This is a genomic window from Nocardia sp. NPDC003482, from assembly GCF_053588115.1.
This window is the reverse complement of sequence record NZ_JBSFPI010000002.1, coordinates 411469-424019: the sequence shown is the minus strand read 5'-3', so window position 1 is coordinate 424019 and position 12551 is coordinate 411469. Positions and strand designations below refer to the sequence as shown.

The following is a 12551-nucleotide window of genomic DNA, read 5'->3' as shown; positions in this document are numbered from 1 at the left end:
CGGATCAGCCCGGATGAGGGCAAGGGGCGGTTCTCAGCTGCGCGGGCGGGAACAACACAGCTCCCGCTGCCGCGGCAGCCGCACACCGAGCGCAACGGTCATGTAAGTGACCCGTGCGGCGTTCGGACGGCTGGAGGACATGCACAAAAGTTATCATCCCATGTCTGTTCGACGCCAGACCAGGCGGTACGCATCCATTGGGATCGCCGTGAATATAACTTTCCGGGCAGGTCGCGGGGTGGCGCAATAGCCGCGATCGGCATCGTTGCGGCAGGCCCGCGCGACGGCCGAGCGGCGGATAACCGCCCCGTCCCCTGCCACCCGGAAGCGACTCCCCCCGACCGCTCACCCACCCCCCTTAGAGTCTCGAACCGCAGGTGAACGGCGGAGGGAGACCCGAATGACGCTGCATCCGATCCGCGGCGCCGCGGGCGTCCGGCGCGCCGACCGCGCCCGGCAGGTGGCCGATGTGCTGCGCCAGCAGATCCACGCGGGCGCGTTCGCCGACGCGCTGCCCACCGAGGCCGCGCTCACCGCCGAATTCGACGTCTCCCGCAACACCGTGCGCGACGCGCTGGCCCTGCTCAAGGACGAGGGCCTCATCGAGCGCGCCCCGAAGGTGGGCACCCATGTGGCCCAGCGCAAATACGAGCACGGCCTGGACGCGCTGCGCGGACTGAAGGAGACCCTGCGCGGCCACGGCGAGGTGCGCAACGAGGTGCGCGCCGCCCGCCTCGTGGCCGCGCCGCCCGCGGTGGCCCGCCGGTTGCGCATCCGCCCCGGCGAGCAGGCCGTCTACATCGAACGCCTGCGCTACCTCGGCGATCTGCCGCTCAGTCTGGACATGACCTACCTGGTCCCCGACATCGGCGAACAGGTCATCGCCCGCGATCTCGAGACCAACGACGTGTTCGCGCTCATCGAGGACATCAGCGGCGGCCCCCTGGGTTCGGCGGATCTGGTCCTGGAGGCGATCACCGCCGACGCCCATTCCGCGGCGACCCTGCAAATGCCCGAGGGCGGCGCCCTGCTGCTGCTCGAACGGCTCACCCGGCTGGAGGACGACCGCCCGGTGGACCTCGAGTACATCCGCATGCGCGGCGACCGGATCACCATGCGCGGCAACCTGATCCGGCCCGCGGACGACGATTGGAGGCTGATCTGAATGGCCCTGGTGAACCAGCGCGCCGATGTACCGGTGACCATCGATGAATCCCTGTGTATCGAGGGCTGCACCCTGTGCGTGGAGATCTGCCCGCTCGACTCGCTGGCGATCAATCCCGACAACGGCAAGGCCTACATGCACGTCGACGAATGCTGGTACTGCGGCCCGTGCGCGGCCCGCTGTCCCACCGGCGCCGTCACCGTGAACATGCCCTATCTGCTGCGCTGACCCGGCGTGGTCGTCACCCGAGGAATCCCATGAAGTACCGCCCTGCCCGCATACTCGCGACGGCCGCCCTGGTGGCCCTGGCCGCGTCCGGCTGCTCCCTGGAGTCGGCCGCGTCCGGCGACACCGTGCGTGTCGTCGTCGGCTACCAGTCCAAGACCATCAACACCGTCACCGCGGGAACCCTGTTGCGCGCCACGGGCTTTCTCGAACAGCGACTGAACCGGCTCGGCGGCCACAAGTACCAGGTGGAGTGGCAGGACTACGACACCGGCGCCCCGATCACCGCGCAGATGGTGGCCGAGAAGATCGATATCGGCTCGATGGGCGACTACCCGCTGCTGATCAACGGCTCGCGCACCCAGGCCAACGAGCGTTCCCGCACCGAACTGGTGTCGGTGACCGGCTACCAGCCCAAGGGCGCGCTCAACATGGTCGTCGTCGCACCGGATTCGCCCGCCAGAACGCTGAACGATCTTGCGGGTCAGAAGGTTTCGGCGAGTGTCGGTTCGGCGGGCGACGGCACGCTGCGCCAGGCGCTGACCCGCGCCGGAATCGATCCCAAATCGGGCGTGGAGGTGCTCAACCAGCAACCCCAGATCGGCTCCTCGGCGCTGGAATCCGGTCAGGTGGCGGGACTTTCGCAGTTCGTCGCGTGGCCCGGCCTGCTGGTGTTCCAGAACAAGGCCCGGCTGCTCTACGACGGCGCGGAGCTGAACGTGCCGACCTTCCACGGTGTCGTCGCCCGCCGCGACTACGCGAGCCGGCATCCGGAGGTTCTCGACGCGTTCCTCCAGGCCCAGCTGGACGCCACCGAATTCCTCACCGGCAAGCCGCTGGAGGCCGCGAAGATCGTCGCCGACGCGACCTCGCTGCCCGCGGAGGTGGTCTACCTCTACAACGGTCCGGGCGGCACCACCTTCGACACGCCGCTGAAGCCGCAGCTCGTCCAGGCGTTCAAAGCCGATGTGCCGTACCTGAAGTCGATCGGCGACTTCGCCGACTTCGACATCGACAAGTTCGTCGACGACACCGCGCTGCGCAAGGCGTTCGCCGACCGGGGCGCGAACTACGACGCCGCCGTGGCGAACTTCGCGCCCGCGCCCGCCACCGCCGAGCTGTGGCTCGACGGGCAGGACGGCACCCGCACCGCCGCCGATCCCACGGCCCTGCTGCGCGCGGTGCAGGCGGCGCGGGCGGCCGGGCAGAAGGTGCGCGCGGCCTACATCTCCGACACCGAACTGGGCACCCGCTGGTTCGCGGACAAGGCGCTGTGGGTGCACGACGGGGCGGCGTACCTGCCGTTCACCACGCCCGCGGCGGCGCAGCGATACCTCGCCGCGCATCCGGGCGCGAACCAGATCTCGTTCGAGCAGGCCGTGGGCGAGGTGGCGAAATGAGTACGGCCGTCGCGCGACTCGACGTCGTCGCGCCCGAGGAGGCCGCGACCGCGCCCCGCGCGTCGCACGGGCGCGCGCTGCGCTCGCGGGCGATCCGGGTGGCGTCGGTGCTGGCGGCGGTGCTGGCCTGGCAATTGTTGACCGCCAACGACATTCGGCTGTGGGTGCGCTTCGACACGCTGCCGACGGTGACCGAGATCGCGCGGGCGCTGGGGCGCCAGCTCGGCACCGACACCTACTGGCTCGACCTCGGCCAGTCGCTGATCCGCATCCTCACCGGCTTCGGCCTCGCCGCGCTGCTGGGCGTGGCGACCGGTGTGGCGCTGGGCCGTTCGCGGCTGTTCGCCGACGTGTTCGGGCCGCTGACCGAGCTGGCGCGCCCGATCCCGGCCATCGCGATCGTGCCGGTGGCGATCCTGCTGTTCCCCGACGACGAGGCGGGCATCGTGTTCATCACGTTCCTGGCCGCCTACTTCCCGATCATGGTGAGCACCCGGCACGCGGTGCACGCGCTGCCGACCATCTGGGAGGAGTCCATCCGCACCCAGGGCGGCGGCCGCTGGGACGTGCTCACCCGGGTGGTGCTGCCGGGCAGCCTGCCCGGCGTGTTCGGCGGACTGTCGGTGGGCATCGGGGTGTCGTGGATCTGCGTGGTGTCGGCGGAGATGATCTCCGGCCGCCTCGGCGTGGGCTATCGCACCTGGCAGGCGTACACGATCGTGGACTATCCGGGCGTGTTCGTCGGCATCATCACCATCGGCGTGCTCGGCTTCGGCACCTCGGCGGCGGTGGAACTGATCGGACGGCGGGTCACCCGGTGGCTGCCGCGCGCACAGGAGACGGTGAAATGAGCGAACCGATGCGGCTGCGCCTGGACGCGATCGAGCTGGGTTACGATGCGGCGCCGGTGGTTTCGGACCTGTCGCTGGACATCCATCCCGGCGAGATCCTGGTGCTGACCGGACCCTCCGGCTGCGGCAAGTCGACCGTGCTGCGCGCGCTGGCCGGACTGCTGGCCCCGCGCGGGGGGCGGGTGCTGGCCGACACCGCCGAGATCACCGGTCCGTCGCGGGATCGCGCGATGGTCTTCCAGGACAACGCCCTGCTGCCGTGGCGCACGGTGCGCTCGAATATCGAACTGGCGCTGAAGCTTCGGGGTCATCCCCGGGCCGGGCGGCGCGAGCGGGCGGTGCGCTGGATCGAGGAGGTCGGCCTGACCGGTTTCGGCGACTATCTGCCCAAGAGCCTGTCCGGCGGTATGCGCCAGCGCGTCCAGCTGGCCCGCGGGCTGGCCGGCGCGCCGCGGGCGGTGCTCATGGACGAGCCGTTCGGCGCGCTCGACGCCCCCACCCGCGCCACCATGCAGCGGCTGCTCATCGACACCCTGCGCGCCCATCCGGCGACGGTGGTGTTCGTGACCCACGATGTGGACGAGGCGCTGCTGCTCGGGGACCGGGTGGCGGTGCTGGGGCGGCCCGGGCGGCCGCTGCGCGCGCTGCTGGAGGTGCCGCGGGCGCGGGAGACGGGCGTGGACCGCACCGCCCTGCGCGCGGAAATCGTTGCGGCACTGCACGATACCGACGAGCTGGCAGGGGTCTGAGCCGATGCTGATACCGGAACTCGCCGACACCGTCCGCATGGATTGCGATGTGCTGGTGATCGGGGGCGGCACCGCGGGCACGATGGCGGCGCTGACGGCCGCCGAACAGGGCGCGAACGTGCTGCTGCTGGAGAAGGCGCACGTCCGCCACTCCGGGGCGCTGGCCATGGGGATGGACGGGGTCAACAACGCCGTCATCCCCGGCAAGGCCGAACCGGAGGACTACGTCGCGGAGATCACTCGCGCCAACGACGGAATCGTCAACCAGCGCACCATCTATCAGACCGCGACCCGCGGTTTCGCCATGGTGCAACGGCTGGAACGGTACGGGGTGAAGTTCGAGAAGGACGCCTACGGCGAGTACGCGGTGCGCCGCGTGCACCGGTCCGGGTCGTACGTGCTGCCCATGCCGGAGGGCAAGGACGTCAAGAAGGCGCTGTATCGCGTGCTGCGGCAACGGAAGATGCGCGAACGCATCCGCATCGAGAACCGCCTCATGCCCGTGCGCGTGCTCACCGACGGCGGCCGGGCGGTCGGCGCGGCCGCATTGCACACGCGCACCGGAGAATTCGTGGCGGTCGGCGCGAAGGCGGTGATCCTCGCGACCGGACCCTGTGGGCGGCTGGGACTTCCGGCGTCGGGCTACCTGTACGGCACCTACGAGAATCCGACCAACGCCGGGGACGGCTACGCCATGGCCTATCACGCCGGGGCGGAGCTGTCGGGTATCGAATGCTTCCAGATCAATCCGCTCATCAAGGATTACAACGGCCCGGCCTGCGCGTATGTCGCGAATCCGTTCGGCGGCTACCAGGTCAACGCCCAGGGCGAGCGGTTCGTGGATTCGGACTACTGGTCCGGTCAGATGATGGCCGAGGTGAAGCGGGAGATCGAATCCGCCCGCGGGCCCATCTATCTGAAGGTCTCGCATCTGCCCGAGGAGACCCTCGACGCCCTCGAGGGCATCCTGCACACCACCGAGCGCCCCACCCGCGGCACCTTCCACGCCAACCGCGGGCACGACTACCGCACCCACGACATCGAGATGCACATCTCCGAGATCGGTTTATGCAGTGGGCATTCCGCGTCCGGGGTGTGGGTGGACGAGCACGCGCGCACGACGGTGCCCGGTCTGTACGCCGCCGGAGATCTGGCGTGCGTGCCGCACAACTACATGATCGGGGCGTTCGTCTACGGTGATCTCGCGGGCTCGCACGCGGCCTCGACGCTCACGGAAGTGGCCGCGCCGCAAGGGCTTCCGGAGGATCAGCTGGCCGCCGCGCACGAGCTGATCTACCGGCCGTTGCGCAATCCCGACGGCCCGCCGCAACCGCAGGTCGAGTACAAGCTGCGACGTTTCGTCAATGACTATGTGGCCCCGCCGAAGACGGCCACCAAGCTGTCGCTGGCGGTGGAGACCTTCGAGCGCATGCGGGCCGAGATCGAGGTCATGGGCGCGGCCACCCCGCACGAGCTGATGCGGTGCGCGGAGGTGAGTTTCATCCGCGACTGCGCGGAGATGGCGGCCCGTTCGTCGCTGACCCGCACCGAATCCCGCTGGGGTCTCTATCACGCCCGCGCCGATCTGCCCGAACGCGCGGACGCCGACTGGCGCTACCACCTGAACCTGCGCAAGACCGCGGCCGGGGAGATGGAGTTCCTGAAGCGACCCGTGGCGCCGTATTTCGTGCCGGTGCCGGAATTCGCCGATATTCCGTCCGAGCGGAACGCACCGCTCGCGGTCGCCGAACCCGCGCTGGTCACCGGGCCGCCGCGCACCGGCGGCGCGACGGCGGTCGTGTCCCGGTCGCGGGCGCGCGCGGACGAGAACGACGCCGCCGCGGCCGCACCGCGCATCGCGCAGTTGTTGTCGCTGGACGCGCCCGATCTGCTCGAATTGCGGTCGTATCTGGACGATCCCGATCCGCGCGTGCGGGTGACGGCGCTGGCCACCATCACCGAGGGCACCCCGGACGGTTTCGCCGACGCGCTCGTCACCGCGCTGGGCGATCCCGCCGCCTCGGTGCGCGGCGCCGCCGTGTCGGGGCTGCGGGAACTGGTCGAAATCCTGCCCGGACCAGGGGAATTGGCGCGGCACGCCGAATCGCCGGATCCGCAGGTGCGGGCGGCGGTGGTGGATCTGCTGCGCGCCCTGGGCGCCCGCGCGGCGGACCGGAATCCGGCGCACGCGGAGCTGTTCGGGAAGGCGGTCGTCGACCCCGATCACCGGGTGCGGATCGCGGGCGTGCACGCGCTGGTGTCCGTGGACGACTGGGCCGCGCTCACCGCGGCGGCCCACGACGAGAACCGCGAGGTCCGGGTGGCGGCGGCGAAGGGTCTGGCCACCGTCGGGCGCGGCGGCGCGGAAACCGTCCGGGCCCTGGTGGACGACCGCGATCCCCTGGTGCGCGCGGCCGCGCTCGCGGCGCTCGCCGCACTCGGTGACGTCGGCGACGTGCCCATTCTCGGTGCGGCGCTGCGGGATTCGGCCTGGCAGGTGCGAGAGGGCGCGGCCCGCGGACTGGCCGGGCCGGGCGCGGCGGCGGCCGTGGAACCGCTGCGCACCGCGCTGGACGACCCGCACCCGGACGTCCGCAAGGCCGCCGTGCTCACCCTCAGCGGCTGGCCGGGCGACGCGGGAGCGCGCGCGGCATTGGCGGCGGCGCTGGACGATTCGGACGCCGACGTGCGCGCATACGCCCGCAAGGCGCTCACATGATGCAGAATGCCGACGGTGAGCACCTTCGTTCTGATTCCCGGCGCGTGCCACGGCGGCTGGTGGTTCGAGCCGCTGGCCCGGCGATTGCGTGACCACGGCCACCAGGCGTACGCGGTCACGCTGACCGGGCTCGGCGACCGCTCCCACCTGATCGGCGGGTCGATCAACCTGGACACCCACATCGACGACGTGCTCTCGCTGCTCGTCCACGAGCGCCTCGAGGACGTGATCCTGGTCGGTCACAGCTACGCCGGGATGGTCGTGAGCGCGGTCGCGGATCGGGCGCCGGAGCGGATCGACGCCCTGGTCTACGTGGACGCGTTCGTCCCGGAGAACGGGGACTCCGCCTGGTCGCTCACCAACGACGAACAGCGGCGGTGGTACATCGACGGCGCCGGGGCCGACGGTCTCGGCGTCGAACCGCTCCCGTTCTTCGACGCCCGCGCGACCCCGCACCCGCTGGCCTCGCTGGTCCAACGGGTGCGGCTCAGCGGGGCCGAGCACCGATTCCGCCGCCGGGACTACGTGTACGCCACGCGTTTTCCCGGCAGCCCGTTCACCCCGACCTACGAGCGTCTACTCGCCGACCCCGACTGGCGGGTGCACGCCGTGGAGTCCGGTCACAATGTGCTCGCCGACGGGACGGCGCTCATGACGGAGATCCTGCTGGGGACGATCTCCTCCGGATAGGTCGGGTACTCGATGCCCGAGATGTACTGCACCGTGCGCACGACCTGGCACGAGTAGCCGAATTCGTTGTCGTACCACAGGTACAGAATGGCGGTGTCGCCGTCGACGATGGTGGCGTTGGCGTCGACGATGGAGGCCGCGCGGGAGCCGATGAAATCGCTGGAGACCACGTCGGTGGCGGCGGTGTAGTCGAGGTTGCGGCTCAGCGGGCCGGACAGCGAGACCCGGCGCAGGTAGTCGAGCACCTCGGCCTTGGTGGTCTCGCGGCGCAGTTGGAGGTTCAGGATCGCCACCGAAACATCCGGTGTGGGAACGCGAATCGAGTTGCCGGTGATCTTGGCCCGGAAATCGGGCATGGCCTTGGCGACCGCCGAGGCCGCGCCGGTCTCGGTGAGCACCAGGTTGAACGGGGCGCTGCGGCCGCGGCGGTCGGCCTTGTGGAAGTTGTCGAGCAGGTTCTGGTCGTTGGTGAACGAGTGCACGGTCTCGACGTGGCCGCGCACGATGCCGTACTCGTCCTCCATGGCCTTCAGCGGCGGGACGATGGCGTTGGTGGTGCACGAGGCGCAGGAGTAGACGCGCTCGGACAGGTCGAGGGTGCGGTGGTTGACGCCGTGCACGACATTGGGGACGTCGCCCTTGCCGGGGGCGGTCAGCACGACCTTGGCGATGCCGGGGCGCAGGTGTTGCGAAAGTCCTTGGCGGTCACGCCATTTGCCGGTGTTGTCGATGAGGATGGCGTCGGAGATGCCGTATTCGGTGTAGTCGATCGTCGTCGGGTCGTCGGCGTAGATGAACCGGATGACGGTGCCGTTGGCGATGATGGTGTCGTTGTCGGGGTCGACCTTGATGGTTCCGTCGAACTGGCCGTGCACCGAGTCCCGGCGCAGCAGCGACGCGCGTTTGGCGAGATCCCCCGCGCCGCCCTTGCGGACCACTACGGCCCGCAGGTTGAGCCCGTTGCCCGAGCCGACCTTCTCGATGAGCAGGCGGGCGACCAGCCGCCCGATCCGGCCGAACCCGTAGAGCACGACGTCGCGCGGCCCCTGCGGTTCGGCCTTGTTCCCGTCGATGACATCGGCCAGCACGGCCGCGGTGAACTCGGGAATGGTGAGGCCCCGATCGTCGGCGCGGTAGGCCATCACCAGCCGTCCGAGATCGACCTTGCAGGGTCCCAGATCCAGGTCGGCGAGCGCCTCGAGGAACGGCATCGTCTGATCGATGGACAGCTCCGCCCCCTCGATCTGCCGCGCGAACCGGTGCGTGCGCAGGATCTTGATCACGGACTTGTTCACCAGGGACCGGCTGTGCAGCAGCACGGTCACGCCCTTGTCCCGATACAGCCTCCCGATGATCGGAATCATCGCCTCCGCCAGGGCCTCACGCGCGTTCCAGTTGTCGAGATGGTTGTCGTTCACCACAGGTCCTCAGGGGGTCGGGAGATGTGGTGACGATGCTAGGCAGTGCGGAAATATTCACAGGCGGCGGCCGCGACGCTGTGAGGTCCGGTCACGAGGTGTGCAGGGTGGGGCGGTAGACGAGTTCCTGGATGCGGCCGTCGAGGGTGCGGGTCTCGAGCAGCTCGAGATCGAAGTCCTCCGCGCCCCCGAAGATCGGATCGACCCCCGTCCGCCCCGTGATCACCGGGAACACCGTCACCTGCACCCGATCGACCAGCCCCGCCGCCATCAGGGCGCGATTCATCGACAGGCACCCGTGCGAGATCAGCGGCACACTCGACTCCTCCTTGAGCTTCGCCACCACATCGACGGCATCCCCGCTCACCAGCGTGGCGTCCGGCCACTCGAGCGGCTCGCTCAGACTGGTGGACACCACGGTCGCGGGCAGATTGAAGAACGCCTCACCCCAAGCATCCCCCGCATGCGAGTTCTCGGTCAACATCTGAGAAAACAACCGATAACTGTTGGCCCCCAACACAACTCGCTGCTCCTGGCTGTACAACGCCAGCCGATGATCGAGCAACTCGGGCCCCTGCTTCCCCCAATACCCGCTCCAGTCACCCCCGGCCGCGCCGAACCCGTCGAGACTCATGAAGACATCGAAGGTGTAGGTGGTGGTCATGGTGGGTCTCCTTTATTCAGCCGCTTGTGAAGAGGTAGACCGGACCCGGGCGCGAAACTAATCGCACCGCCCGCTCCATACACTCGAACACCGATGATTCATTCGGTCGTGTTCGACGTGGGCGAGACCCTCCTCGACGACACCCGCGAATTCGCCGCCTGGGCCGACTGGCTCGGCGTCCCCCGGCACACCTTCTCGGCGGTCCTCGGCGCGGTGACCGCAGCCGGACACGACAATGCGTTCACCTTTCAATACTTCCGTCCCGGCTTCGACCTGAACCACGAGCGCGAGCGTAGAGAAGCCGCCGGTCACGGCGAGCGGATAACGGAAGCCGACCTCTACCCCGACGTCCGCCCAGCCCTCTCGGCCCTACGATCCGCCGGCCTCTGGATCGGCATAGCGGGCAACCAAACCGCCCGCGCGGCCCACCTACTGCGCCGACTGGCCCTCCCCTGCGACGCCATCGCCACCTCCGGAGAGTGGGGCGTAGCCAAACCCGCCCATGAATTCTTCGACCGCGTGGCCGATTTCGCCCCCGGCCCCCGCCACCGGATCCTCTACGTCGGCGACCACCGCGACAACGACCTCATCCCCGCCCGCGCGGCAGGACTCCAATGCGCCCTGGTACGTCGCGGCCCCTGGGGACACCTGTGGGCAGACCAAGTCCGCCGAGACAACCTGGCCGACTGGGTAGTGGACTCGTTGACAGACCTGGCTGACCTCCTGATGTCTCAGCGCCAACCCCCGAGCTGATCCAGCATGTCCGTCACGAACGGATGACTGTGCGTATGCTGCGGCGCCACCGAACGCGCCGAATACAACGCCGCCATCGCACCCTCGTGATCACCACCCAGCAGGTGCGCGCGGGCGACGTCGATATGGAAGTGCGAACACCGCTCGGCAGGCACCCGCTGGGCGGACGGCCGCCAATCCCGAGCCTCGGTAAGCGCGGCTCCGATATCGCCCAATTCCACGGCGAGCGAGACGCGATGTATCCGCACTGACTCGGGGCCGAAAGCCGTTCCGGCGTAAACGCTTTCAGGCACCCGAGAAGCCATGCGATCGGCTTCGCTCAGATGCGCACGCGCCTCTACCGACCGAAAATCCCGCGCCGCCACCACCGCGGCTCGCATGTGCAGCGAACCGAAGGCAGCGGCGTCCCCGACGGAACGACTCGGGTCGACTTCGTCGGCCGCCAACTCGAGCAGTTTGCGTCCCATGGAGTGCTGACGACTTCGGAAGAACAATTCCGTACGTACATAGGCGGATGCCGCAAGCAGCACCTCGTCGCCCGCCCGTTTCGCCGCATCCCTCATCATGTCGATGATTCGCGACGACAAATCGGCGTACCCGAACTTGTCGGCGACCGCGTCGGCCGCGCGATACGCCTGCGCCAGCAGGGCATTCACCCTCTCCTGACCGAATCCACTGAAACTCGATCGCGCACGGTGCAGTTCGGACAACACCGAAGGCAGTTCACAGAGAAGGCGAAGATAGTCCGAATTGAGCCGGTACTCCACAACGGCTTCGACAGTCTGCGCCAATTCGTCGATCCTCCGGACCGGACCGTCCTCTGGAAGATCGTGACGATCCAGCACGTGGCGGAGGACTGGCATCCGCGCCGCGATGGCATTGCTGAGCTGGTCACTCCCACCTCGAGGAGTTTCGGGTCGCATGGCCGGGCCGAGGCGATCACGCTGAGCGTCCGTCAAACGCTCATAAACCGTATCCATGGCCGCCGCGAACGCACCCGCCAGCGTGATCGTAGGCCCGCGCTGTTCCCATTTCTGCACAACGCCTTCCGAGACACCCAAGATCTCGGCCAGTTCTCGCTGCGTGACCCGCAGTGCGTCCACGCGGATCGTCTTGACCTCCACACCCGTCCACTTCGTGATCGCCATTCGGAGTCGCCGCCCATCTCATCGGTGGATGGGGCCACGGTAGATCGATCTCGGCAGTCGCGACACGGGTTTCGGGGACCTCGCCTCTCGTGTTCGCGAAGTCTCCATATTGGAACGGAAGTCGTTGCCGTGCCGAACCATTCGAGTGCGCTCAGCCATCGTCGAATGGGAGGATGGTGGCCGACCGAATCGTATGGAGGAGGCCGGGTGGAGGTCGCCGAGGTTTACCGGTGGGATGTTCGCAAGGGCACCGGAGTGGTTGCGAGGGCGGGCGGGATGCTGGCCTGGTTTCACCTTTCCGTTGTCGATCGAAACGATCTTTTCGACCTTCGGGTGGGCGATCGGGTCTATGTCGAGATCGAAGAGGTTCGGCAGGGGGCGTTCGAGGCTCGGGGGGGTCGGTGCGTAGGTGCGAGTCAGGGTCGGGCGGATCGGACGCGGTACCTACCCGAAGACCTCCGCATGCCACCAGCGCTCGGGGTCACTGAACCACTGACCGACACGAGTCGCGTTCAACGCGCGCAATTCCTTCAGGTCGATCTTGTATCGGGTGTACAGCGCGACGAGCTCACGCAGGTCCTCTTCATCGACGGCGTCGAGATCGATGGTCAGGTACAGGGTTCGCGAGTGACCTCGATAAGACTCGATGCAGCCGATCTTTTCGAGCCAGCCGAAGAACGCGGCCTCGTCCTGCGGTGAGTAGTACGTGACTCCAGTCGCCTCGAGCACCACGTTGGGACTCTGGTTCATCGCGGGCCCGGGTCGGGAC

General features: G+C 68.6%; 12 protein-coding genes. 8 read left to right on the top strand and 4 right to left on the bottom strand.

Annotated elements, in window-relative coordinates:
• Window positions 1-400 precede the first annotated feature (400 nt).
• Genes ACWDSJ_RS05145 through ACWDSJ_RS05115 form a run of 7 tightly spaced genes read left to right on the top strand, consistent with a single transcriptional unit; the run spans window position 401 to window position 7799 of the window.
• The gene (locus ACWDSJ_RS05145) at window positions 401-1165 is read left to right on the top strand and encodes a GntR family transcriptional regulator (RefSeq protein WP_450029300.1); all 765 of its coding nucleotides are present in this window, start codon (window positions 401-403) and stop codon (window positions 1163-1165) included.
• The gene (locus ACWDSJ_RS05140) at window positions 1166-1393 is read left to right on the top strand and encodes a 4Fe-4S dicluster domain-containing protein (RefSeq protein WP_280269230.1); all 228 of its coding nucleotides are present in this window, start codon (window positions 1166-1168) and stop codon (window positions 1391-1393) included.
• Between the two features lie 29 nt (window positions 1394-1422).
• Window positions 1423-2790: an ABC transporter substrate-binding protein gene (locus tag ACWDSJ_RS05135; RefSeq protein WP_450029299.1), complete on the top strand. Its 1368-nt coding sequence runs from the start codon at window positions 1423-1425 to the stop codon at window positions 2788-2790.
• Entirely contained in the window at window positions 2787-3641 is an 855-nt protein-coding gene (locus tag ACWDSJ_RS05130) for an ABC transporter permease (RefSeq protein ID WP_450029298.1), read from the top strand. Before ACWDSJ_RS05135 ends, ACWDSJ_RS05130 begins: the two co-directional genes overlap by 4 nt.
• On the top strand, window positions 3638-4390 hold the full coding sequence (locus ACWDSJ_RS05125; RefSeq protein WP_450029297.1) for an ABC transporter ATP-binding protein: 753 nt from the start codon (window positions 3638-3640) through the stop codon (window positions 4388-4390). Before ACWDSJ_RS05130 ends, ACWDSJ_RS05125 begins: the two co-directional genes overlap by 4 nt.
• 4 nt (window positions 4391-4394) lie before the next feature.
• Window positions 4395-7109 carry a fumarate reductase/succinate dehydrogenase flavoprotein subunit gene (locus tag ACWDSJ_RS05120; RefSeq protein WP_450029296.1) on the top strand — a complete coding sequence of 905 codons (2715 nt, stop codon included), beginning with the start codon at window positions 4395-4397 and terminating at the stop codon, window positions 7107-7109.
• Window positions 7110-7115: 6 nt separating this feature from the next.
• Window positions 7116-7799 carry an alpha/beta fold hydrolase gene (locus ACWDSJ_RS05115; protein ID WP_450029295.1) on the top strand — a complete coding sequence of 228 codons (684 nt, stop codon included), beginning with the start codon at window positions 7116-7118 and terminating at the stop codon, window positions 7797-7799.
• Here ACWDSJ_RS05115 and ACWDSJ_RS05110 read toward each other — a convergent pair.
• Window positions 7730-9163 carry a glyceraldehyde-3-phosphate dehydrogenase gene (locus ACWDSJ_RS05110; RefSeq protein ID WP_450029449.1) on the bottom strand — a complete coding sequence of 478 codons (1434 nt, stop codon included), beginning with the start codon at window positions 9161-9163 and terminating at the stop codon, window positions 7730-7732. The genes ACWDSJ_RS05115 and ACWDSJ_RS05110 overlap by 70 nt on opposite strands.
• A gap of 145 nt (window positions 9164-9308) precedes the next feature.
• Window positions 9309-9881: a dihydrofolate reductase family protein gene (locus tag ACWDSJ_RS05105; protein WP_450029294.1), complete on the bottom strand. Its 573-nt coding sequence runs from the start codon at window positions 9879-9881 to the stop codon at window positions 9309-9311.
• 93 nt (window positions 9882-9974) lie between these two features.
• Between ACWDSJ_RS05105 and ACWDSJ_RS05100 the strand changes: the two genes are divergently transcribed.
• Entirely contained in the window at window positions 9975-10634 is a 660-nt protein-coding gene (locus tag ACWDSJ_RS05100) for an HAD family hydrolase (protein ID WP_450029293.1), read from the top strand.
• Here ACWDSJ_RS05100 and ACWDSJ_RS05095 read toward each other — a convergent pair.
• Entirely contained in the window at window positions 10613-11782 is a 1170-nt protein-coding gene (locus tag ACWDSJ_RS05095) for a helix-turn-helix domain-containing protein (RefSeq protein WP_450029292.1), read from the bottom strand. The two genes, ACWDSJ_RS05100 and ACWDSJ_RS05095, sit on opposite strands and share 22 nt — an antisense overlap.
• A gap of 444 nt (window positions 11783-12226) precedes the next feature.
• Window positions 12227-12514, bottom strand: a complete 288-nt coding sequence (locus tag ACWDSJ_RS05090; RefSeq protein WP_450029291.1) for a hypothetical protein — start codon at window positions 12512-12514, stop codon at window positions 12227-12229.
• Window positions 12515-12551 lie beyond the last annotated feature (37 nt).

Bases quoted from the DNA above. Each gene is read 5' to 3' on its own strand.
- ACWDSJ_RS05145 (WP_450029300.1), top strand. From the start codon at position 401: ATGACGCTGCATCCGATCCGCGGCGCCGCGGGCGTCCGGCGCGCCGAC.
- ACWDSJ_RS05140 (WP_280269230.1), top strand. From the start codon at position 1,166: ATGGCCCTGGTGAACCAGCGCGCCGATGTACCGGTGACCATCGATGAA.
- ACWDSJ_RS05135 (WP_450029299.1), top strand. From the start codon at position 1,423: ATGAAGTACCGCCCTGCCCGCATACTCGCGACGGCCGCCCTGGTGGCC.
- ACWDSJ_RS05130 (WP_450029298.1), top strand. From the start codon at position 2,787: ATGAGTACGGCCGTCGCGCGACTCGACGTCGTCGCGCCCGAGGAGGCC.
- ACWDSJ_RS05125 (WP_450029297.1), top strand. From the start codon at position 3,638: ATGAGCGAACCGATGCGGCTGCGCCTGGACGCGATCGAGCTGGGTTAC.
- ACWDSJ_RS05120 (WP_450029296.1), top strand. From the start codon at position 4,395: ATGCTGATACCGGAACTCGCCGACACCGTCCGCATGGATTGCGATGTG.
- ACWDSJ_RS05115 (WP_450029295.1), top strand. From the start codon at position 7,116: ATGCCGACGGTGAGCACCTTCGTTCTGATTCCCGGCGCGTGCCACGGC.
- ACWDSJ_RS05110 (WP_450029449.1), bottom strand. From the start codon at position 9,163: ATGATTCCGATCATCGGGAGGCTGTATCGGGACAAGGGCGTGACCGTG.
- ACWDSJ_RS05105 (WP_450029294.1), bottom strand. From the start codon at position 9,881: ATGACCACCACCTACACCTTCGATGTCTTCATGAGTCTCGACGGGTTC.
- ACWDSJ_RS05100 (WP_450029293.1), top strand. From the start codon at position 9,975: ATGATTCATTCGGTCGTGTTCGACGTGGGCGAGACCCTCCTCGACGAC.
- ACWDSJ_RS05095 (WP_450029292.1), bottom strand. From the start codon at position 11,782: ATGGCGATCACGAAGTGGACGGGTGTGGAGGTCAAGACGATCCGCGTG.